At 67.9% G+C, this 23,752-nt stretch carries 13 protein-coding genes; 11 read left to right on the top strand and 2 right to left on the bottom strand.

The annotated features are described in order from the left end of the window. The first annotated feature begins 33 nt into the window (after positions 1 to 33). Genes BQ8420_RS25945 through BQ8420_RS25895 form a run of 11 tightly spaced genes read left to right on the top strand, consistent with a single transcriptional unit; the run spans position 34 to position 22,543 of the window. On the top strand, positions 34 to 1,029 hold the full coding sequence (locus BQ8420_RS25945; RefSeq protein WP_087102140.1) for a TauD/TfdA family dioxygenase: 996 nt from the start codon (positions 34 to 36) through the stop codon (positions 1,027 to 1,029). Then, positions 1,019 to 2,809, top strand: coding sequence for a non-ribosomal peptide synthetase (locus tag BQ8420_RS25940; protein ID WP_087102138.1), 1,791 nt, complete (start codon positions 1,019 to 1,021; stop codon positions 2,807 to 2,809). The genes BQ8420_RS25945 and BQ8420_RS25940 overlap by 11 nt, the downstream gene beginning before the upstream one ends. After that, a complete protein-coding gene (locus tag BQ8420_RS25935; protein WP_087102136.1) occupies positions 2,806 to 4,113 on the top strand; it encodes a condensation domain-containing protein in 1,308 nt (435 codons plus the stop codon). The genes BQ8420_RS25940 and BQ8420_RS25935 overlap by 4 nt, the downstream gene beginning before the upstream one ends. Beyond that, positions 4,113 to 4,334, top strand: a complete 222-nt coding sequence (locus BQ8420_RS25930; RefSeq protein ID WP_087102134.1) for an MbtH family NRPS accessory protein — start codon at positions 4,113 to 4,115, stop codon at positions 4,332 to 4,334. Before BQ8420_RS25935 ends, BQ8420_RS25930 begins: the two co-directional genes overlap by 1 nt. Further along, positions 4,331 to 5,662 carry an MFS transporter gene (locus tag BQ8420_RS25925; protein ID WP_087102131.1) on the top strand — a complete coding sequence of 444 codons (1,332 nt, stop codon included), beginning with the start codon at positions 4,331 to 4,333 and terminating at the stop codon, positions 5,660 to 5,662. The genes BQ8420_RS25930 and BQ8420_RS25925 overlap by 4 nt, the downstream gene beginning before the upstream one ends. After that, positions 5,659 to 10,053 carry a non-ribosomal peptide synthetase gene (locus BQ8420_RS25920; RefSeq protein ID WP_087102129.1) on the top strand — a complete coding sequence of 1,465 codons (4,395 nt, stop codon included), beginning with the start codon at positions 5,659 to 5,661 and terminating at the stop codon, positions 10,051 to 10,053. The genes BQ8420_RS25925 and BQ8420_RS25920 overlap by 4 nt, the downstream gene beginning before the upstream one ends. Continuing rightward, positions 10,050 to 13,064 carry an amino acid adenylation domain-containing protein gene (locus BQ8420_RS25915; protein WP_087102128.1) on the top strand — a complete coding sequence of 1,005 codons (3,015 nt, stop codon included), beginning with the start codon at positions 10,050 to 10,052 and terminating at the stop codon, positions 13,062 to 13,064. The genes BQ8420_RS25920 and BQ8420_RS25915 overlap by 4 nt, the downstream gene beginning before the upstream one ends. Beyond that, on the top strand, positions 13,048 to 14,313 hold the full coding sequence (locus BQ8420_RS25910) for a condensation domain-containing protein (RefSeq protein ID WP_160049443.1): 1,266 nt from the start codon (positions 13,048 to 13,050) through the stop codon (positions 14,311 to 14,313). The genes BQ8420_RS25915 and BQ8420_RS25910 overlap by 17 nt, the downstream gene beginning before the upstream one ends. A gap of 16 nt (positions 14,314 to 14,329) precedes the next feature. Beyond that, entirely contained in the window at positions 14,330 to 20,614 is a 6,285-nt protein-coding gene (locus tag BQ8420_RS25905; protein WP_087102124.1) for a non-ribosomal peptide synthetase, read from the top strand. Then, the gene (locus tag BQ8420_RS25900) at positions 20,607 to 21,800 is read left to right on the top strand and encodes a cytochrome P450 (RefSeq protein WP_160049440.1); all 1,194 of its coding nucleotides are present in this window, start codon (positions 20,607 to 20,609) and stop codon (positions 21,798 to 21,800) included. Before BQ8420_RS25905 ends, BQ8420_RS25900 begins: the two co-directional genes overlap by 8 nt. Then, a complete protein-coding gene (locus BQ8420_RS25895) occupies positions 21,797 to 22,543 on the top strand; it encodes a thioesterase II family protein (protein ID WP_087102120.1) in 747 nt (248 codons plus the stop codon). The genes BQ8420_RS25900 and BQ8420_RS25895 overlap by 4 nt, the downstream gene beginning before the upstream one ends. On the opposite strand, the gene BQ8420_RS25890 is transcribed toward BQ8420_RS25895, so the two are convergent. Beyond that, positions 22,540 to 23,046, bottom strand: a complete 507-nt coding sequence (locus tag BQ8420_RS25890) for a hypothetical protein (protein ID WP_087102118.1) — start codon at positions 23,044 to 23,046, stop codon at positions 22,540 to 22,542. The two genes, BQ8420_RS25895 and BQ8420_RS25890, sit on opposite strands and share 4 nt — an antisense overlap. 6 nt (positions 23,047 to 23,052) lie before the next feature. Then, entirely contained in the window at positions 23,053 to 23,745 is a 693-nt protein-coding gene (locus tag BQ8420_RS25885) for a response regulator transcription factor (protein WP_087102166.1), read from the bottom strand. Positions 23,746 to 23,752: the final 7 nt, after the last annotated feature.

Here is a 23,752-nt window from a genome sequence, read left to right as displayed (position 1 = left end):
CAGTGAAAAACTCGACGATTGCGAAAAATAGCGATGGCGCTTTCGAAGAATCCCTCAGTTTCCCCAGAAATTCCCTGTGTCGAAGCCGCAGGAAACGATTCGGTCGATATCCTGGATTTCGTCTCCGAGAACATGGTCGAGATTCAAGAGGCGTTGAACGAGGCGGGATCGGTCCTACTGCGCGGTTGCGGTGCGCGGACCCATGAGAGCCTCGACGGCCTTCCGGAGCTGTTCGGTGGGGAACCGCTCGACTACAAGGATGCCGCCACCCCTCGATCGTCGGTGTCGGGTGGTGTCTACACCTCCACCGACTACCCGGCCTCCGAACGGATCGAACTCCACAACGAGGGCTGCTATTCGGATTCCTGGCCCGGTTACCTGTACTTCGCGTGCCAGACCGCGGCCGCCGGTGGTGGGGGGACCACGGTGGCCGACGGGCGCCGGCTGCTCGGGGCACTGGAGAAGAGCGCACCGGAACTGATCGAACGCCTTCGCGAGGGAGTCACCTACGTTCGTACTTTCCATCCCCGTCTGGGGATCGCCTGGCAGGACTCGTTCGGTACCGAGGACCGGGACGAGGTCGTCGCCTCGTGCGAACGGCGTGGCCTCAGGGCTCACTGGATCGGCGAGGACGTCCTACAGACGAAGGCCACCTGGCCGGCGCTGACGCACCACCCCGAGACCGGCGAGGAGTGCTGGTTCAACCAGGTTGTGGCCTTCCATCCGGCGGCGCTCCCGGTCGATCTACGCAAGGTCCTGACGCGGACGTGCGGTCAGGACATGCTGCCGAAAACGGTGACCTACGCCGACGATTCGCCTATCCCCGACGACGTGGTGGAGCACGTCCTCGGTGAGGCCCACAAGATCACCATCCCGGCCCCGTGGCGGGTGGGGGACGTGATGATCGTCGACAACATCCTTTCCAGCCATGGCCGTGAACCCTACACGGGTGAGCGGCGCGTACTCGTGAGCATGTCCCACGAACGCTGTTGGGACGCCGTCGCCTCGGGGGTGGGCCATGGGAACTGAGAGCTACCTCGACCGCGTCCGTGAACAGCGTGGCCTGCACCCTGATCGGCCCGCACTGACCTGGCGTGAGGGGATCGCGACCTACAAGGATGTGCTCGGCGGGGCCGAGACACTGGCCACCGACCTCGTGCGTTCGGGGGTGCGTCGTGAGGATCGGGTCGCGATGCGTGTTCCTCGTGGTCCGCACGTCGCGGTGGCGTTCATGGGGATCCACATGGCGGGGGCGACCGTGGTCCCTGTTCCCATCGACGACCCGCCCGAAAGGGTCGACGCAGTACTGCGCGACGTTGGTGTCGGCGTGGTCGTCCGTACCCCCGACGCGCCGCCGGCATCCGACGGGGTGGCACAGGTCGTCGTCGCCCTCTCGGAACCGGGCGGCCGCAGACCCCGGACCGAGGCACCGACACGGCCTCTCGGGGAGAACGCGGCCGCCTACGTCCTGCATACCTCCGGATCCACCGGGCGGCCGCGCGGGGTCGTGATCGAACACGGGAGCCTGAACCGTTACCTGGACTGGTGTACCAGAACCGTGCTGGACACCGACGTGCCGATCCTGGCCACGTCGTCCATCGGTTTCGACTCCTTCCTCAAGCAGGTGCTCGGGCCGTTGTGCTCGGGCGGAACGGTTCGGCTCCTGGACGACAGGGAGGCGACGGATCCTTCCAGGCTCCTCGCGCTCCTCTCCCGTGCCGATTCGGCCCTCGACCTCAACTGCACTCCGTCGTTGTGGCGGGCCGTCCTCGCCGAGGCCCGCGGGACGAGTGGGAGCTTTCGTCACCTGCGCCGACTGCTCCTTGGCGGTGAGGCCATCGACGCCGACCTCCTCTCGAAGACGTGCGAAGAGGCCCCCACCACCGAGCTGTGGAACCTGTACGGGCCGACCGAAGCCACGGCGAACGTCCTGGCGGGTCCCGTTCTGGACGACGTTCCCGCGCTCGGCTCCCCCGTGGCGGGTGCGCGCATCCGTGTCCTGGACGACGGCCTCAGCCCGGTCCCCGCGGGTGGTACCGGCATGCTCTACATCGGTGGCGACGTCCTCGCCCGCGGGTACCAGGACCTGCCGGGAATCACCGCCGACCGATTCGTTCCCGACCCCGACGGAACGGGAACACGGATGTTCCGCAGCGGCGACCGGGTGCGCGTCACCGAGGACGGACAGATCGTTTTCGTTGGGCGTACGGACCGTATGGTCAAGCGCTCGGGTGTGCGGATCGAGCTCGACGAGGTCGCCGCCGCCTTTCGCCGGCTGCCGTCCGTCACGGAGGCGGCGGTGCTGACCGATACCGACCCCGATGGCGGCGAGCGCCTGGTCTGCTTCGTGGAGTCCCCGGGCGGTGCCGCCGTGGACGTCGCCCGGCTGCGGTCACAGGTACGGCGATGGCTCCCTACCGCGGCCGTGCCCGATCTCGTACGAGTGAGTGAGGAACTGCCGCGCACGAGCGGCGGAAAGCTCGATCTGGCCACCCTTCGCACCTGGAGCGCCGGGTCCGACACCGAGACCGGGCGGGCCCGGGACTCCCAGGACGAACTGACCGCGTCGCTGTGCGTGGTGTGGGCGGAGGTGCTCGAACTCGACCACGTCGCACCGGACGCGGACTTCTTCGAGATCGGTGGCCATTCGTTGGCGATGCTCCGCATCACCGGCAGGGTCGCCGACTCCCTCGGGGTCGAGCACGACGTCGACGTGTTCTTCGACGCTCCGACGGTCGAACAGTATACGGCGCTGGTGCGTGAACTGATGCCCATGGCCACGGAGGAGATGAGTGGAGGAACGCGATGAACGGGCGCAGGGTCGGCTTCGGCGAACGAGGCCTGTGGTTCATGCAGCAGGTGACCGGTACTGGTGTGTGCAACATGAGCAGCGCCTTCAGGATCCGGGACGAACTGGACACCGACCTGTTCTTCCGGTCTATGGCGACGGTCATCGACCGCCACCCCAACCTCCGCGCCCGTTATCGGGTCCACGAGGGCGAGCTCCGTGTCCTCGTCGCACCTACCTCGGGCCTACGCACTCATGTGGTGTCGGCCCATGGGTGGTCCGACTCGCGGATCACCGACGACATGCGCCGCATACAGTCCCTCCCGTTCGACCTGGCGAACGAGCCGCCGTGCCGACTGACGATCTGGTACCGCGAGAACGATCACGGGAGCGACCACGCCGCACTGCTGACCTTCCACCACGCGACAGCGGACGCCGCCGGGATGGTCCTCGCCGGTAAGGAACTGTTCCATCTCTACGACCACGGGTTGGACCAGAGCGGGCTGCCCGAGCCAGGGCCTCCGTACGAGGAGTTCGTGGAGGAGCAGCACGCACTGGCGTCGAGTCCCGCGGCGGACGAGGCCGTGTACTACTGGACGGAGCTCCTGCCCCGGAAACGTCCGGCCCCGCCCTTGCCGACCGGTGGCGTACCCGGTGCGTCGGATCCGAGGGTCGTCCCCTTCGCGCTTCCCGATGGTGTGGCCGGAGGCATCGCCACATTCGCCCGCGCGCACCGCGTCCCCTCCAACGTCGTGCTGCTGGCGCTTTGGTCACTGACCGTCCACCGTGTCGGCGGTGCCGAGCAGCTCGTGGTGGGTCTGCCCCGGTCACTGCGTCGGGGCAGGTTCGCGCACACGGTGGGCACGTTCATCAACACGATCCCTGTCGTTGTGGACGTCCCCGGTGACGAGGACCTGTCCACCATCGTCGCGGGCCTTCGGACCCAGTTGCGGGCCTCGATCAAGCACCAGAGGTTCCCGATGGAGTTGCTGGCGCAGCGGCTTCCCTCCGAATGGACCGATCCGAACCGTGTCCCGGTCGTCGACCTGATGTTCAACTATGTGCCGTTGGACGGCCAGGACTTCGGGGCCGTCTTCGTCGGCGCGCTCTCCGACGACAGCGACATCACCCTGGGCGTGGCTCCGTTCCCCACGCCTGCCAGCACTGGGCCTCCCGCCGAGATCAACCTCAACCACGCGCAACTGGGTGATCACCTCGCGGCGACCATCACCTGCGACGTAGGCGATGTCGCCCTCGCCCAGGAACTCCGGGAGCGCTACATCGCCCTCGCCCACACTCACTTCACACCTACGGAGAAGTCCTGATGTTCGATGTACCCGACACCGAATTCGACGTCGTGGTCAATGACGAGGAGCAGTACTCGATCTGGCCCGTTCCCCTGCCTCTCCCCGGCGGTTGGAAGGCGATCGGGGTGCGCGGCAAGAAGGAGGAATGCCTGAGCCGGATCGAGGACCTGTGGACCGATCAGCGGCCGAGAAGTCTTCGTGAGGCGATGGACGGCGAAACCCTCCGGACACACGAGTGAAACTTCTGGCCCCCTTGCGGCTGCCCCGGTTCAGACGCCTGTACACCGCGCAGATCGTCGCCAACGTGGGGGACGGCCTCGACTACCTGGCGATCATCACACTGGTGGTCTTCCTCTGGGACCGGGGCGCGGGCTCCCTCAGCGCCTTGGCCCTCGCCCTGGCCCTTCCCCTCGTCATCGGCGCACCCTTCTTCGGGGCGGTCGCGGACCGTTTCGAACCACGAGTGGTGATGGTAGGCGCCAACGTATTGCGAGGCCTGGCCTTCGCAGGCATCGCGATGTCCGCGGGGTTCGCGCAGGTCCTGCTGCTGGTGGCCGTCACCGCCCTGGGCACCGGATTGTTCAACACCGCACAGGTGCGGTTCATCCGGTCTCAGGTGTCCGATGACCTCCTCCTGTCAGCGAACGCCCTGCGTTCCACGACCGAGCGGATGTTGACGGGGATGGCCGGGCCCGCACTGGCCGCCGGGTTGATCGGGCTCTATGGTCCCCGCACCACTCTGGTCGTCACCGCCGTCTGCTTCGCCGTCTCCGGGTTGCTGGTCGCCCGAGTCGGCCGGGTCGACGGCAAGGGCGACTCCGCGGCGCGTGCGAAACGGCAGCCCCTCCACCAGCGCGTCGTCGTGGGTTTCGCACACGTGTGGAGCCTGCCCCCACTGCGACTGGTGGTGTTCGGTATGGCGGGCGCCTACCTGATCACCGCGATGTTCGACGTCATGCTCCCACTCTGGTACCGGGAGATCGGTGGCGGTCCGGCGTTCATCGGTATCGCCATGACCTGTCTCGGCGCGGGTGGTGCGGTCGGCGCGGTCCTGACCGCCCAGTTCGGGGATCGGTTCAACCTCATCACCGTGATGGCGGGTGCAGCCATGGTCATCGGCGTCCTCGTGGGTGGGATGGGGGCCGTCGGAGTCTTCGGGGCGTCCGTTCAGACCGCCCTGTGGTTTCCCGCCATCGTCGTCATCGGGGCCGCCGCGGCCACGGCGATCGTCGGATACAGCACGCTCGTCCAACGCTTGACCCCCGAACACATGATGGGGAGGGTGGCCGCGATCACCGGTGCGGCACTGACCGTCCCCACGGTCCTCGGCCCGGCCCTGGCCCCCCTGTTGACCCTCTTCACGGGTATCGACGGTCTCTTCATTCTCTGCGGTTCCGGACTACTGGCGATCGGTGCGTTCATCGCCCTGCGGAGCAGGCGCTACAGCGCGCTGGTGCGACCCGAACCGGCTGCGGACCGAGACGACGGAAACGAAAGCGACGGCGGGCCACGGAGTACGGCCGCCTCGACGAACAGCGCGAAGACCGAACGAGGAACAGACGGATGAGAACCCCCACTCACCTGGACCACCGAAGTGAGCCCTCCACACCTTGGGAGGACTTCGCGCGGGTGGCGCTGCGCGCCCCCGACCGCGTCGCGGTCGTGGACTCCCGGGGCGGTACGACCTACGGCGAACTCCTGACCGCCGCCGAGACACTGGCGGCGTGGCTGCCCCATCGGGCGGGCGGCACCCGCGTCGCCGTGCGCTTACCCCGTTCGAGCCACCTGGTCACGGCGATGCTGGCGGCGTTGCGCGTAGGTGTCTACCTGCCGGTACCGCCGCAGGTCCCCGACGAGCGCGTACGCACCATTTACGCCCAGGCACCACCTGACGTGGTGATCGCGGACGACGACCCCTGCCTACCCGTCGGCGTACCCCTGATCGTTCCGGGGTCCGCCGGAGACGACCGACACCTCGCACACCCCCTCCCGTGCCCCGACGACCTGGCCTACGTCGTGTTCACCTCCGGAACGTCGGGGGAGCCCAAGGGGGTGGAGGTGGAGCAGGGCGCGCTGGCCGGGCACCTGAGGGTCGTCGCCGACCGATTCGCCTACGGTGAGCGGGACCGGGTCCTGCTCTTCGCCTCTCCGTCGGCCGACGTGCACATTGAACAGGCCCTGGCTCCACTGGTCCGTGGCGCGGCGGTGGTGGTACGCGAGCACGAACCCGTGCCCGACCCGCAGGAGTTCCTGGACCTCCTACGCGGTGAGCGTGTGACCGTCGCGAACCTGCCCGCCGGTTACTGGCGTCGGCTGGCGGACGTCGAAGCCCCTCCGTCGCGGATACCCGACCTGCGACTGATGGTCGTCGGCAGTGACGTCATGCCGACCGAGCACGCTCGATCGTGGCTGACCGGAGTCGGCGCCGAGGCGGAGCTCGCCAACGCCTACGGGCCCACCGAGACCGTGATCACCGCGAGTACACACGGGGTCTCGACCGACGAAGCGTCGTCCGGTGATTCCTCGGTCCCCCTGGGGACGGCGCTGGGGGAGCGGACCCTCCACGTCTTGGACGAGTCCATGCGTCCGGTGACCCGACCCGGTGCCATCGGGGAGCTGTGCGTGTCCGGCCTGCTGGCACGCGGTTACGCGAACGCGCCCGGACGTACCGCGGAACGCTTCGTTCCCTCACCGTTCGCACATGGCGGTCGTCTCTACCGCACCGGTGACCGCGTACGACTCACCGAGCGAGGCGAGCCGGTCTTCCTCGGTCGTGGCGACCGCCAGGTCAAGGTGAACGGCTTCCGGGTCGAGCCCGCCGAGATCGAGGCGCTCGTCGTCCAGGTCCCGGGCGTCGCCGACTGCGCGGTGGTGGATCTGGGCGCCGACACACCCCACCGCCTGGCCCTGTTGGTGGCCCCTGCCGCATTCGACCGAGTCCGGCCCAAGGACGTCCGCGACGCGCTCGGAGCACGGCTGGACCAGGCCCTGCTCCCGGGCCGGATCCACGTCGTGGACGCACTTCCCGTGACCGACCGGGGCGTGTTCGACCACGACGGCGCTCGCAGGCTTGTCACACGATCGACGGAGGAAGTCGGTACCGACCCCTCCGACACCGACGACCTCACCGAACTCGAACGGTCATTGCTGGACGTCTGGCGCGAGGCCTTCGAGAACGACGGCATCGGACCCGACCAGGACTTCGTCGGCCAGGGCGGAGACTCGATGACCAGCCTGGCGATCGCCATGCGGCTGCCCGCGCTCGGCCTACGCGCCCGGCCAAGGGACATCTTCGAGGCCAGGACGGTCCGGGGCCTGGCGGCCTGGTTGTGGAACGGTGCCGAAGGCGGTGACGACGCCGGGACGGTCGACTCGGTCGGGTCCGGGGACGTTTCCCCGGGGGTCCACTGGTTGGTGGACCGGGTCGGTCGGATCCCCAAGGTGTGGAACCAGTACGTCCTGATCGATCTCGACCCCCTGACCAGGGTCGATCTGCTGCGACAGGCGTTCTCCGCGGTGGTGCGCCGCCACACGGCACTGACCTCGGACGTCGTCGTCAGGGATGGCCGCGCGCGGTCCGGGGGATCACGGGAAACGGGGCCGGGGCCGTGGTCCACCCTGGTCGAGGACGGTGCCGAGGGCTCCGACGACGTGGAACGGCGGGCGGTGAGGATCACCGACGAAGCCATCGATCCGAGCCGCGGACGCATGATCCACGCGGTCCTGGTCCAGGGCCCCGGCGACGATCTCAGGATCCTGGTCGGCGCGCACCACACCGCCGTCGACATGGTCAGTTGGCGACTCCTGCTCGGGGAGCTGGACAACACCTATGGGCTGCTCGGCGCCGGCTGGGCCCTGTCCGCGAGCGAAGACGCGGCCTCCGTCCACGCCTGGTCGGGAGCCGTGCGCCGGGCGGTCCTCAACGGTGACTTCGATCAGGAGCTGGACCACTGGAGAGGGACCGCTCGCTCCGCCGCCACCGTCGAGGACGTCGACACCGGTGTAGAGGGCGACGCGGTCACCGCCACGACGAGGGTGAGCGGACTCGGAAGCGTCGATACCGGGAGACAGGTGAGCGAGAGCCTGTCCCGGCTCTTGCTGACGGCGGCCGTCACCGAGTGGAAGCAGTGGTCGGCACCGGGACCCTGCCTGGTCGAGTTCGAGGGGACCGGGCGCGAGACCATCGACGACGCCGCGGCCTACGAGACGGTCGGCTGGCTGACCTGCATGTACCCACTGGTGGTCCCGGAGGGTCCGGTCGACGGGGTCCGGGAACAAGTGCGGTCCCTGCTCCAGGACTCCCCGGGAACCGGGGGCGGCTACGGCGCCCTCCGTTCCCACCACCCCGATCCCGACGTCCGCGAGTCGCTGCGGATAGGCGTGCGCCCCCACCTGGGCGTCAACTTCCTCGGACGGGTGGGGCTGCCGGAACACTCCGCACTCATGGCCGATAAAGGTGAAGCCAGGGCCGGGACCTCACGTGCCCCGCAGACGCCTCGACCGTGTGCCTGGATGGTCGAGGGTTGGGTCTCGGGTGACGACGTCGTCGTCACCGTCGAGTTCGACGGTCGACGGATGGACCCCGCCGAGGCCCGGCGGGTGGTCGACGCCATCGCCGTACGCCTGGGCGACCTGCTGCGCGAAGGGGAGGAGGAACGTTTCCCCCTCATGCCGGCCCAGGAGGGGATGCTCTTTCACACGCTCTCCGATCGAACCGGGCAGAGCTACGTGGCCCAGCTCGCCGTGACCCTCGACGGACCGCTGGACGAGAAGGCCTTCGCCGCCGCATGGCACCGGGCCGCGAGAGCCCACCCCGCGCTACGCACGACCTTCTCGTGGCAGAGCGCGCGGGGACCGGAACAGATCATCGTCCCCGAGGCCGGGATCGAGGTCACACTCGGTGAACGGGGACCGGACGGTGACCACGAGGACGACACCATCGAGAAGGTGCTCGCGACCGAGCGGTCCCGTGGCTTCGACCTACGGTCGGCCCCCTTGCTGCGCGTCCTGCTCACACCGGTGGGCGAGCGAAGGCTGTGCGTGGTAACCCATCACCACATCATCCTGGACGGCTGGTCCATGAACCTGCTGTTGGACGACGTCATGAGCGCCTACGCGGGGATGGTCTCGGGTGTGGGAGGTGAACTCCGAACCCGCCCGTCCATCGCGCGAGCGGCTTCCCAACGTCGCTCCGATGGGGAGGGACGCCGGTTCTGGCGTGAGTCCCTGGCGGGAGCCCGCCCCTCCCTGATGGTGACGGAGGCTGCTCGGAACGGCAGCCATGAGGAGACCTCGAACCGGATCGACGGCGACGCGTGGACATCCCTGGCCACACGGGCGCGATCGGTCGGTCTGACACCGGCCGCGCTCGTCCACACCGGGTGGGGGCTGCTGCTCGCCACCGAACTCGGTGTGTCGGACGTCGTCTTCGGAACGGTCCTATCCGGTCGCGACTCGTCGTCGCCGGACGTGGAACGGATGAGCGGAATGCTGATCAACACCTTGCCGATCCGACTCTTGGTGCCGCCGGAGCGCTTACTCGCGGACGTGCGCGAAGACGTGTCGCGGTACCTGAGGGGCCTGCAGGAGCACCAGCACTCCCCGCCGTCGACACTCCGCAAGGCCGCGGGCCTGGCCCCATCGGCCCGGCTCTTCGACACGGTCCTCGACTTCGGTGACCGCAGGACCATGCTTGGTCGGCGGGACGCCGACGTGGCCGGGGTCCGCGTGCGGTACGCGGGTTCGTCCGAACGCACCAACTACGGGGTCACGATCTCGGCCTTCGCCGGGACCACCGGCCTGGACATCAGCCTCAACCACGACGTCGGCGTCCTGCCGAAGGAGAGTGCCCATGACCTCATCGGGCATTACCGCGCCTGCTTGGAAAGGGTGGCCGAGACCGGTGGCCTCACTGTCGCCGACGTCGTGCGAAGCATCCGTGGGAAGGGGCGAACGTGACGACCTTGCTGCATGATCTGGTTCACGGGCCTTCGGAGGCCGTGGCCGTGGACACCGGAACGGCCCGGACGGACTACCGAGGGCTGCACGCATTGGCCAACGCCGTGGCACGGAGGGTGGGAGGCGCGTCCGGGCCGGTCGGTGTTCGGATCGCCGACCCGCACCTCCTCGTCCCCACCATCATCGGTGTCCTCAAGAGTGGTCGTCCTTACCTGCCGCTCGAACCGAGCTGGCCGGATGCCCGGTGCGCCCGGATCGCGGAGGCTGTGTCGATGGACGTTCTGGTCTCCGACCAACCCGTCGGTGCGGCCCTCACCCGTGCATGCGTCTCGGTGCGGGTCCAGGAGCTCGCGGAGGGCGGGAACGCCCCGGAACCGGAACCCGTCGGCGCGCCGAGCCCGCTGGCCTACCTCGTGTTGACCTCGGGTTCCACCGGAACTCCCAAGGCGGTCGCGGTCGATCACGCGGCGGCCGTCGGATCCGCTCGGGCTCGCCGAGCCCTGTACGGCGAGTCGGTGGGCCGTTTTCTGTGGCACTCCCCGGCCGCGTTCGATAGCTCCGTGGCGGGTCTGTTCTGGACGCTCATGGACGGTGGGACCCTGGTCTGCCCCGACGCCGCCACCCGTGTCTCGCCCCGCCGGCTCGCCGAACGCATCCGCGATGGTCGGGTGAGTCATCTGCTGTGCCTGCCACGGGTCTGGCGCGAGGTCCTCCACACGGTCGAACCGGGTGAGCTGGACGATCTGCGCAGCGTGATCGTCGCGGGCGAGGAGGTGCCCGCCGCGCTCCCCGGCGAACACCACGCGACCACGCGGGCGGACCTGTGGAACGAGTACGGCCCTGCCGAGGCATCCGTGTGGGCGACCGCCCACAAGCTGGATGCTCCCGGCCCACCCGATCGGGCGCCCGCCATCGGTACCCCTCGACCCGGGGTCGAGCTCTACCTGCTGCGCGAGGACCTGAGTCACGCGACACCGGGTGAGACGGGAACGATCTGGTTGGCCGGCGAGGCCCTGGCCCGTGGTTACCACGGTGCCCCGGGAGCGACGGCGGACCGTTTCGTGCCCGATCCCCACCGGCCGGGGCGGCGCGCCTACCGAACCGGAGACCTGGCCACGCGTCGTGAGGACGGAGCCCTGGTCTACCGGGGTCGTGAAGACGATCAGGTCAAGATCTCCGGGATCCGGATCGAGCCCGCCGAGGTCGAGCGCGTTCTCCAGCGGGTGCCGGGGGTCCGAGACTGCGCGGTGGTCGCCCGAAGCGTCGACAGCAGAGCGTCCCTGACCGCCTTCGTCATCCTGGTGTCGGGCGCCGGAACCGACGAGGTCGAGGCGGCCCTGCGAGAGCTGTTGCCGGTCCAGTTCGTCCCCTCCCGTCTGGTGGCCGTTGACCATCTGCCGCGCAACTCCAACGGCAAGATCGATCGGCGCGCACTGGCCGCGGGTGAGGAGTCGGAAACCGCGCCCGTGGGTCCACCGGGAGAGGGCGAGGAACCCGAACACCTGGCCGCGGTGCTGACGGCGTGGCGCTCAGCCCTTCGAACCGAGGACGTGAAGCCCCGCAGCGACCTGTTCGAACTCGGTGGTGACTCCATCACCGCCGTGGTGATCTCGACGAACCTGGCCGAACACGGTCTGGCCGCCTCACCCCAGGACGTGTTCCGCGCACGCACGCCGATCGACCTCGCCGGGCGGGTCGAGGCCACCGGCCGGGAGGCAGCGGAGAACGAGCGGCCCGAACCACACGCCTCCATGGAAGACCGCGGTGAGGTCGCGCCCGTCGACCTGCCGCTGACACCGATCCAACGGTGGTTCTTCGCCGAGCACCCGACCGACCACTGGAACCTGTCGGTCGCCCTCCGGATCGAAGGTGACCTCGACCGGGTCCGAGCCCGGCTCACCGAAGTGCTGGAACGGCATCCCCTGCTCTCCGCGGTATTCCCCGTGGTCGAGGACCGGAGTGCGCGACTCCTTCGCCCGGGCGTGGGTGCGATCGCTGTCACGATCGAGGAGTGCGACGGGCCCTTGCCCGACCTGCGGGACGAGGAGGCCGAGCGTTTGCAACGAACCCTGGACCTGGAGAACGGTCCCGTCTGTCACCTCCATTGGTCGCAGGGGACCGACGACAGGGCACACGCCCTCATCGTTACCCACCACGTGGTCGTCGACGCGGTTTCCTGGCGAACGATCATGGGCGAGGTCACGCGGCTCCTGCGGGGTGGGGAACTGGAACCCTTGGACATCACCCCTCTGGTACGGGCGCACCTGTCACAGTCCGATCCGGACGAGGCCGAACGAAGGTTCTGGCGTGATCAGGCCCAAGCCGCCGCCGCGCCGTTGACCGGGTTGAGGCCGGGGACCGAGTCCCAGGCCACGACCACTAGGCGTGTGATCGGTGGAATCGACGCCGTTCGATTCCGGGCACGGGCCGAGCAACGTCCGGACGCGGGCGAGGACGTGATGCTGGCGGCCTTGCTGCTCGCGTGCGGCCGAGTGTTCGACCTGCCACCGCGTCTGGGGGTGGAGGTGGAGACACACGGGCGCGAGCCCGGATTCGCCGACGTCGTCGGGTGGTTCACCCGCTTCCACCCGCTCGCGCTGCGACACGTCGACCCCATGACCGCGCGAGAGGCACTCGCGGAGGTACGGCGCTCCCGGGAGCAGGTGTCCCGGTACGGTTCCGGCTACCTCGGATCCGTCCACTCCGAGGGCGTCCTCGCGCCGGACACGGCCCCGGCCGCACCGTTCTCCCTGAACTACCTGGGGCGCGTGGCCGACTCGCTGCGCGTCGATGGCCGGACGATCGAGGTGGACCCCGACCCCTTCGGCCAGCGGTCGGGGGCGACCCCCCGCAGGAACACCGTCCAGGTCTCGGCGTACCTGTCCGGTGACGAACTCATCGTCGACCTGCGTCATCCACGGAAGGCGTCCACGCGATGCACGATGCTCGCCGACGCGCTGCACGAGGCCATCACCCCATGCTTGGAGGTCGACCATGTTCCCGCCCGGTGAGGTCCTGCCGCTCACCCCCGAACAGAACGCCGTCCTCTTCGATTGCCTCAATGAGGGCGCCGGCGCCTTCGCCCTCCAGCACCGGCTCCGTGTCACACCCTTCGAACCCGATGTATTCCAGAGGGCGTGGGACGCGGTGGTGGCCCGCCACGACGCCCTGCGGACCGCGTTTCGTTGGCGTGGCCGGAGCAGGGCGGTGCAGGTCGTCCAGGACGAACCACCGACCAAGGTGCGCACCACGTACCTGACCAGGATGGACGCCGGGCGGACCGAGGAATGGGCGCTGCGCCTCTTCGACGAGGAGTTCGCCCGGGAACCCGATCTGGAAGGCCCCCGGTTGGTCGTCCCCTCGGCCGTCTACTCGGACCATGCCGCCTACCTGTCACTGACCACTCATCACCTGGTCATGGATGGTCTCTCCAGCCGGCTGCTGTTCTCCGACCTGGTCGCCCACTACGACGCCTTCCTCGGCGGGGCCGAGCCCGCCACGGACCGGGTGGGTACCTTCGCCGACTACGTGCGCTGGCGCAACCGGCGTCCCGCCGTGTCCCGGCCGTCGATCGGGGGCGGTGACCCCGGTGAACAACTGCTCGAAGCGATCGGGGCACGTCCCTCGCACCGGTCACGCACCCGCTTGGTGCACGCCTTCCCCAACGGGCTCCTGGAGCGGATGTCACGTTTCTCCCAACGGCAGGGCATCACCCCGGCCGCCCAGTTCCACGCGGCCTGGGCGCTGATGCTCCAGGAGACGGTCGGCTCGGAGTCCGCCTACTTCGGTAGTACCAGCTACGGACGCCCCCCGGACCTGCCGTTGGCCTCGAAGACCGTCGGCATGTTCAACATGACCAACGGGATGAGGGTCGACGCGCCCATGAGCAAGGGGACCACGGAGTGGCTGCTGGACGTCCAGACCCGGATGAGCGCCACATGGCAGAGCGATGAGGGAACCGGACTGGGTTCCGCCCCGGTGCTGTCGATCGCCCACTTCGCTCCGGTCGCCACGTTCCGTGGGCCGCACCGGAACGCCGAGGTGGAGATTCTCGACGGGGCCGATCGCAGCGCCCACCCCCTCGTATGCACGGTGTTCCTCGCGGACCCGGCCGTCGCGGTCATTCACCTCAACGGCATCGAGACCGACGACGGTGTCCCCGACCGGCTGATCGGTTCGGTCTTCGACCACCTCGCCTCCCTGACCGCCGACAACACCACCCCCATCGTGTCGCGTTCGTCCGCGGTGCAACAGCCCTGACGCTTGAGAGGACACCATGTCCAGGTCCCTGTCCATGGTCGAAGAGGCCATCTGGATCGAGAGCAACTCCGAACGAGGCTCACTGTCGTACAACATCCCCTATGTGGTCGAACTGGAAGGGGACATCGACCACGCGGCCCTGGCCACGGCCTTCGGGGACCTGGTCAGGGCACATCCCGCCCTGCGTACCGGATACCGCAGGCGCCGGGGAGAGGTGGTGGCGGAGCTCTTGGACGAGGTGGCGCCGCGGGTCGAGTTCGTGGACCTGCGGGACACTCTTGAGCACGATGCGGAGCTCCGCCGCATGATCGCCGTGGCCGTCGGCACCACGATGGATCTGTCCGACCCCCCCTTGATGAGGATCCTGCACGTGCGCACCCGCGGTGACTCGGGTGGCGTCCTGTGCGTGGTCCTGCACCACCTCATCGGCGACGGCAGGTCTCGGGAGATCCTCTTCGCCGATCTCGCGGAGTTCATCTCGGACAGAACCATGGGGCGTGAACCCCGACACCGTGAACATGGCGAGTACGACTACGCGCGGTGGAGCCGCGACGGTCGGGCACGAGAACGGCGGGACGACGCGAACCGGGAGTTCTGGTCGCGGCGCCTGGCGGCGGCCGATCCGGGTGCGCTGGGCCGTTTCCTGGGCCAAGGACGAGTGGAGACCCGACGACACATCCGAGAGGCGAGGATCACCGGTGGGGACCTGGCCGGCATCCGCAGGTCGGCGGCCCGCAATCGCTGGACCCTGAACACCGTGCTCACCAGCGCGCTGTCGGTGGCGATCGGGCGCTTGGCCGCGGTGAGGGACGTCTGCCTGGGAGTGGTCACCGGCAATCGCGGACCCGAGGTCGCCGACGTGGTCGGTGCGTTCGCGGCGACCGTCCCGGCCCTGATCCGCGTACGCCCCGAGACGACCTTCGAGGAACACACCCGGGCCGTGTCCCGGGAGACACGTGAGATCGCCGTGCGCCCCGCGATCCCGCTGCACGTGCTCGCGGGGTCCGGTCCGGTCCCGGATACGTGGCGCAGCGCCTTCGACATGCGGCTGGTGCACACCTTCCGGCCGGAGCGGTTGCGTCTGGGCGACGTGCCGGTGCGTCCCATGGAGGGCGAGCCTCCGAGGGGGCGCTCGATGGTCACCGTGAACGTGCAGGAGAGCCGTGGCGAACTCGTGCTCAGCGTCGACCACGACCCGGACACGGTCGACTCCGAGGCCGTGGGAGCGCTGCTCGAACTGATGCTGCGGGTCTTGGAAGAAGGGCTGGAATCGCCGCGGACACCACTGCCCTCGATGGCTCGTACGATCGCCGAGCCCCACTCCGACCCCGACTTCTCCGTGCCCCGCGTCACCGGTGGTGTGGGGGGTCTGGTGTCGGTGTTCGATCGTTCGGTGGCTGTGGGGCCTGGTCGTGTGGCGGTGCGTGATGGTGGGGGCGAGGTCTCCTATGGCCGGTTGGCTGAGCTTTCGCGCGCGGTGGCGGCGGGTCTGGCCGAGCGGGGTGTGTGCGTGGGGGAGCGCGTGGGTGTGTGCGTGGGGCGTGATGCCCGGTTGCCGGCGGTGATCTTGGGTGTGTTGCGTGTGGGGGCGGTGTACGTGCCGTTGGATCCGGAGCATCCTCGGAGTCGGTTGGGGTATTGCGCGCGGGACGCGGGTGTGGGGGTGGTGGTGACCGATGATTCGACCTTCGACTTGTTCGAGCCGTCCGACTCGTCGGATTCCTCCGGTGGGGTTCGTGTGGAGCCGGTCCTGGTGGATGATCTGTTGGCCTGTACGGGTCCGGTTCCGGTGGTGGACGTGGTGGGGGAGAGTCCGGCGTATGTGATGTACACGTCGGGTTCCACAGGCCGTCCCAAGGGTGTGACGGTGTGTCACGGCAACGTCATGTGGTTGGTGGATGCGGCGTTGCCGCTGGTCGAAGCCTCCTCGCGGGATGTGTGGTCCTTCTTCCACTCCTACGCCTTCGACGTTTCGGTGTGGGAGATGTGGGGGGCGTTGGCGAGTGGGGGGACCTTGGTCATGGTTCCTCGGGATGTGGCGCGGGAGCCGGAGCGGTTGGTGGAGTTGTTGGCCGGGTCCGGGGTGAGCGTGCTGAGTCAGACCCCGACCGCGTTCACCCAGGTCTCGGCCCATTTAGGGCGGCTTCCGGATCTTCGGATGGTCGTGTTCGGGGGTGAGCGGCTCAGTCCTTCCGTGGTCTCGGACGTCGATCCGCGGGTGCGGCTGGTCAACATGTACGGCATAACCGAAACGACGGTCCACGTCACCTTTCACGAAGTGGACCAGAAAATGAAGGGGAGTCCCGTAGGGCGAGGAATGCCGGGCGCGGATGTGTACGTTCTGGATTCCTTTTTGCAGCCGGTTCCGGTGGGTGTGGTTGGGGAGATCTTCGTTTCCGGTGGTGGTGTGGTTCAGGGTTATCACGGTCGGTCTGGTTTGACGGCCGGTCGGTTCGTTCCGGATCCCTTTTCTGGTTCGGGTCGGCGGATGTATCGCAGTGGTGACCTGGCGCGTGTTCTCTCGGATGGTTCCTTGGATTATGTGGGTCGTTCCGACGCGCAGGTCAAGGTGAACGGGTACCGGGTGGAGCCCGCCGAGATCGAGTTCGTGGTCTCGGGTTGTCCTGGTGTGGGTGAGTGCGCGGTCGTGGTGGTGTCGGTGGGCGGCGCCGATCGTGTGGTCGCCTACGTGGTTCCGGTTCCGGGGGTGGAATTGGATTCGGTGGTGGTTCGGGAGTTCGTGGGTTCTCGGTTGCCTTCTCATATGGTTCCGGCGTATTTCGTCGAGATGGGTGGGTTGCCGTTGACGGTGAACGGGAAGTTGGACCGTTCGTCCCTGCCGGTTCCAGGGGCGGATCGTGTGGGTATGCGGAATTCGTTCGTGGCTCCGCGTAGTGAAATGGAACGGTTGGTGTGCGGGGTCTGGGAGTCGGTGCTCGGGGTTTCTCCCGTGGGGATCGACGACAACTACTTCGAGCTCGGTGGGGACTCCATCCGTGCGGTTCAGATCATCGGGGCCCTGGAAGAGAAGGGATGGCGGGCCGATCTCGACGATTTCTACAACGCGCCCACGGTGGCCGAACTGACCGAACTCGTACACGCGACGCAAGAACGTGACACGCCCACACCCTTCGAGCTCATCGACGACGACGAGCGCTCTCGGCTGCCGGAGGGCGCCGTGGACGCGTACCCGATGACCGCCACACAGGTCGGGATGCACCTGCAGGCCGAACTGAACGGCGAGGGCCGCGTTTACCACAACGTCAACTCCGTCGAACTGCGCGCGCTGCTGGACGAGGATGCCTTCGTGTCGGCGGTCGCGGCCGCGGTGCGCCGCCACCCCGTCCTGCGAACCGGGTTCCAGGTGGAGGGTTCCCGCCGCTTCCTCCAGGTGGTCCACGCCCGGGCACTGGCGTGCGTGCGCGTACACGACCTCCGCGACCGAACACGTGAGGAGCAGGAAACGTGGATCGCCGGTGTGGTGGAGGAGGAGCTCGCCGAGCCCTTCGACATGGTGACCCCACCCCTCCTGCGGTTCCGATTGCTGCGGCGAAGCGACGACGCCTTCCAACTCGTGGTGGCCGAGAACCACGTCATCCTGGATGGCTGGAGTTTCACCTCCCTGCTCGTCGAGATCTGGGAGGACCATCTCGCCCTCACTGGAGATGCGACCGAACCGGACGAACCGCGTGAGCTGCGGACCTCCTTCGCCGAATTCGTTCGCTTGGAGTCGGAGGCCGTCGAGTCCGAGGCGGCACGTGCTTACTGGACCGAAGAGTTCGCCGACGCCGTTCCCACCAGATACGCCGAGATCTCGGGAACCGAGGAACTCCCGCAGAGGGTCGCCCGCCGTACCGTGCCGATCGACGAGGAGCTCGAACGCTCGCTGCGCAAACTCGCAGCCGACCTCGGTGTACCGATCAAGAGCGTGCTCCTGGCAGCACACGTCCGGGTGCTGTCGGCCCTGGTCGGGCGGGCGGACGTGGTGACGGGCCTGGTCACCAACGGGCGTCCGGAGCGGCCCGACGGAGACGCGGTCAAGGGACTCTTCCTCAACACGGTGCCCGTTCGGGGCCGGGTCGGTAGCGGAACGTGGTCCGATCTCGTCGGGGAACTGTACGAGACCGAGCGTCGCATGCTCCCGCACCGGCGCTTCCCGCTGGGCGCCATCAACAGGGAACTCGGGGTGCGCGATCTGTTCGATTGCGCGTTCCACTTCGTGGAGTTCCACGAGACCAAGCGCCTGCTGTCGGATCGGCTGTTGCAGGGCATGGCGGGCAGTGACCTGTCATCGGAGAACACCCACTTCCGACTGCTGGCCGCGTTCTCCGTGCATCCCCCCGAGAACCGGCTCGGACTGGTCCTGGCCTACGACACCGCGACCTTTGGTGACCACATCGACCTGGTCGCCGAGTCCTACCTAAAGGCGCTGCGCGGGATTGCGGCGAACCCGGGGGAACACTGTGCCCGCTTCCGGATCGGTGACCTGCCCCCGGACACCATGGAGAGGCTTCCCTCGACCACCGGTGGTGTGGGGGGTCTGGTGTCGGTGTTCGATCGTTCGGTGGCTGTGGGGCCTGGTCGTGTGGCGGTGCGTGATGGTGGGGGCGAGGTCTCCTATGGCCGGTTGGCTGAGCTTTCGCGCGCGGTGGCGGCGGGGCTGGCCGAGCGGGGTGTGTGCGTGGGGGAGCGCGTGGGTGTGTGCGTGGGGCGTGATGCCCGGTTGCCGGCGGTGATCTTGGGTGTGTTGCGTGTGGGGGCGGTGTACGTGCCGTTGGATCCGGAGCATCCTCGGAGTCGGTTGGGGTATTGCGCGCGGGACGCGGGTGTGGGGGGGGTGGTGACCGATGATTCGACCTTCGACTTGTTCGAGCCGTCCGACTCGTCGGATTCCTCCGGTGGGGTTCGTGTGGAGCCGGTCCTGGTGGATGATCTGTTGGCCTGTACGGGTCCGGTTCCGGTGGTGGACGTGGTGGGGGAGAGTCCGGCGTATGTGATGTACACGTCGGGTTCCACAGGCCGTCCCAAGGGTGTGACGGTGTGTCACGGCAACGTCATGTGGTTGGTGGATGCGGCGTTGCCGCTGGTCGAAGCCTCCTCGCGGGATGTGTGGTCCTTCTTCCACTCCTACGCCTTCGACGTTTCGGTGTGGGAGATGTGGGGGGCGTTGGCGAGTGGGGGGACCTTGGTCATGGTTCCTCGGGATGTGGCGCGGGAGCCGGAGCGGTTGGTGGAGTTGTTGGCCGGGTCCGGGGTGAGCGTGCTGAGTCAGACCCCGACCGCGTTCACCCAGGTCTCGGCCCATTTAGGGCGGCTTCCGGATCTTCGGATGGTCGTGTTCGGGGGTGAGCGGCTCAGTCCTTCCGTGGTCTCGGACGTCGATCCGCGGGTGCGGCTGGTCAACATGTACGGCATAACCGAAACGACGGTCCACGTCACCTTTCACGAAGTGGACCAGAAAATGAAGGGGAGTCCCGTAGGGCGAGGAATGCCGGGCGCGGATGTGTACGTTCTGGATTCCTTTTTGCAGCCGGTTCCGGTGGGTGTGGTTGGGGAGATCTTCGTTTCCGGTGGTGGTGTGGTTCAGGGTTATCACGGTCGGTCTGGTTTGACGGCCGGTCGGTTCGTTCCGGATCCCTTTTCTGGTTCGGGTCGGCGGATGTATCGCAGTGGTGACCTGGCGCGTGTTCTCTCGGATGGTTCCTTGGATTATGTGGGTCGTTCCGACGCGCAGGTCAAGGTGAACGGGTACCGGGTGGAGCCCGCCGAGATCGAGTTCGTGGTCTCGGGTTGTCCTGGTGTGGGTGAGTGCGCGGTCGTGGTGGTGTCGGTGGGCGGCGCCGATCGTGTGGTCGCCTACGTGGTTCCGGTTCCGGGGGTGGAATTGGATTCGGTGGTGGTTCGGGAGTTCGTGGGTTCTCGGTTGCCTTCTCATATGGTTCCGGCGTATTTCGTCGAGATGGGTGGGTTGCCGTTGACGGTGAACGGGAAGTTGGACCGTTCGTCCCTGCCGGTTCCAGGGGCGGATCGTGTGGGTATGCGGAATTCGTTCGTGGCTCCGCGTAGTGAAATGGAACGGTTGGTGTGCGGGGTCTGGGAGTCGGTGCTCGGGGTTTCTCCCGTGGGGATCGACGACAACTACTTCGAGCTCGGTGGGAACTCGATCACGGCCGTGGAGATCGCCGAAGAACTGTCTGAGGCGGTCGATGGTGATGTGGACTTCGTCGCCGTCTACGGGAGCGCCACGGTGGCCGGACTCGCTGAACGGATCGCGACGGACCTGGAGGACAACGATGTTTGACGGCCATGACCTGACCGACCCTCGTTTCTGGACCCGCGGCGACACGCATCGCATCGTCGCCCGGATGCGGGACGAAGCACCGGTTCATCGACACGAGGGGACGACGGAAGGGGACATTTGGGGGGTCTTCACCCACGAGCACGCGGTGGAGGTCCTTGGGAACGCCGAGGTCTACGGGTCGGAAGGCGGTTCACTCCTCGGCTCGGGCAACCCGCCCGCCGGAGCCGGGCGGATGATGGCCCTGACCGACCCACCACGCCACCGCGGTATCCGCAACGCGGCCGCCGATCGCTTCTCGCCGCGTTCACTGGCCCGGTTCGAACCCGCGATCCGGAAACTGGTCGCCGAGCTGATCGACCTGGCCTTGGGCGAGGAGGAGTTCGACTTCGTGGGCTCGATCGCCTCCGTTGTCCCGATGGTGGTGTTGTGCGACGTCATGGACATCCCCGCGAAGGACCGGTCCTCGATCGAGAGGCTGTGCGACGAGGCGTTCCTGTCCGGAGCGCCGAACCGAAGGCGTGAGGCCCACCAAGACCTGCTCGCCTATCTCCTCGAACTCGTCATCGAACGAAGGATCGACCCCGGTGACGACCTCGTCAGCGCCCTGGCCTCCGGCGAGGGGCGCTACGCGCTGAGCATCCAGGACGCGGTGCTCAACTGCGACAACATCATGGTCGGCGGCGTCCAGACCGTGCGTCACACTGCGTCCGCGATCATGCACCTGCTCCTGCACGCCCCCGGGTTGTGGAACCGACTACGCTCACCCGACCTACGGTTCAACCCGGCCGTGGACGAACTGCTGCGCGTCACCTCGGTCGGCGTGCACGTCTTACGCACCGTCCGCAAGCCGGCTGAACTGGGCGGTAGGCACCTGAGTACCGGTGATCGCGTCGTCGTGTGGATCCCCTCCGCCAACCGCGACCCGGAGGTCTTCCAAGACCCCGACCGCGCCGACCTCACCAGAACGCCCAACCGCCACCTCGCCCTGGGACGAGGCCCGCACTTCTGCGTCGGGGCGGCCCTCGCACGCCTGGAACTCCGGTTGCTCTTGGAAGAGCTGGTGGGGCGAGTGGGCGCCATCGAGTCCACCGGGCCGGCCACCCCGGCCTTGTCGATCATCAACCTGGGACTCAACCGCCTGCCCATGCGCTTCCACACGAACACCGGAGAGGGGGTGGACGCATGAGTCGGGCCGCGCTGCGCCTGAGCACCGTGCCCACCCCCGACGCCACCATCCGACTGGTGTGCTTCGCTTTCGCCGGCGGTGGCGTCATGCCGTTCCGCCGGTGGTCGGGGGTACTCGACGATCGAACCGAGCTGTGGGGCGTGAGCTACCCCGGGCGCGAGGCCGTGTTCGGGTTCTCCGAACCACGTGACTGGGAAGGGCTCGTGAGGTGGAGCGCTGAAGCGGTCCTGTCGCGGATCCCCCCGCCCTACGTCCTCTTCGGACACAGCATGGGTGCTCTGGTGGCCCATGACGTCGCTCGGCTCCTCGCCCACGAGGGCCCGACGGTAAGGCGGGTGATCGTGTCCGGGCACAGGCCGCCCCAGCGCAGGCCCCACCACTCCCTGGCACTCTTGGACGCCGAGGACACCGATCTGCTCGCGTGGATGATCGATATGGGAGGGGCACCTGTTCAAGCCCTGTCCCATCCCGACCTTCGAGCTCTGGCCGTGGAACTGTTCCGTCAGGACCTCAGAACACTGTCGACCTACCGCCACCGTGACGGACCCCTTCTCACCTGTGACCTGCACGTGGTGCGCGGCCAGGACGAACTCATGACCGAGGCCGACCTAGCCGACTGGGCGGAGGCCACCAGTGGCCGGACCACGTTCCAGGTGCTGCCTGGCGGACACTTCTACACCCCCGACGCCTGGGACGGCCTGCCCGGGCTGCTCCAGGGGCGTGTGGAGGGGGCCGAATGTTAGCCGAGGAAGTCGAGTACCCTGAACCATTCCGTCCAGCGGTGGTCGACGACACCGATCGAATCCTCCGAGTCGAGCCCGGCCACGTCGGCCTCTCCGAAGAACACGGTGCCTTCGACGGGCGTGCCCTGTGGAACGAGCACCTCGAACTCACTGGAGCATCCGAAGGCGTGCGCCGGGCAAGCCGAGGAGATCCGCAACTCGCCGTCGTCCAGCCGGACGCCTCCGCGCGGACCGACGAGCGCACGGGTCTCGGTGGAATGGACGACGATGTCCTCGCGGTCCTCCCCGATGACCTCGACGTTGCCCCCGACGACGTGCACGCTCACCGCGTCCACACCGGAGTCGAAACCGTGGCTCTCCTGAAGAGTGCGGCGCAGCAACGCCTCGGTGGCCAGGAATGTCCCCGCGATCAGGAACACGATGGTCAGGACCGACGTGATCCGAGTGCCCCTGCGCGCCGGTGCGACGGCGAAGTCCTCGGTGGCCCGCGATGTGGTGGGCAAGGTGTGTCATCCTCTCGTCGGCCGGCCGAGCGCCTGATCGGGCCCGAACCCGTGCGTTTTGAGAAAGGTCAGGACGGCCGCCACCCTGCGGTGCTGGTCGGTCTCCTCAGGGGGCAGGTCCAGCTTGGTGAAGATGCCGCGGATGTGCTTCTCCACGGCCCGTTCGGAGAGCCGCAGGCGTGTGGTGATGGAGGCGTTGCTGCACCCTTCGGCCATCGCGGCCAGCACGTCGTTCTCCCGGGGGGAGAGCCGGTCCAGGATCTGTTCCTCCCGGCCGCGTTTGAGGATCTGGGACACCACTTCCGGATCCAGTGCGCTGCCGCCCCGCGCGACGCGGCCGATGGTGTCCAGGAACGTGGAGATGTCGGTGACGCGGTCCTTGAGGAGATAGCCGACACCCTTGGTGCTCCGGGCCAGGAGTTCGCCCGCCGACTCCTCCTCGATCCACTGAGAGAGGAGCAGGACTGCGGTTTCGGGGTACCTTTTGCGGATGTCGAGGCTGGCGATGATGCCCTCGTCCGTGTACGTGGGTGGCATGCGTACGTCCAGGATTGCCAAGTCGGGACGGTGGTCGGTGACGGCGTCGACGGCCGCGGCGGCATCGCCCACCGAGGCCACCACGGACAACCCCTCGTCCTCCAACAGTCGTACGATGCCGCTGCGCAACAGGACCGAGTCGTCGGCCAGGACGATGCGCAGTCCGGTG

The organism is Nocardiopsis sp. JB363 (genome assembly GCF_900143625.1).
Classification (GTDB): Bacteria; Actinomycetota; Actinomycetes; order Streptosporangiales; family Streptosporangiaceae; genus Nocardiopsis.
This window is presented reverse-complemented; position numbering and strand designations above follow the sequence as displayed.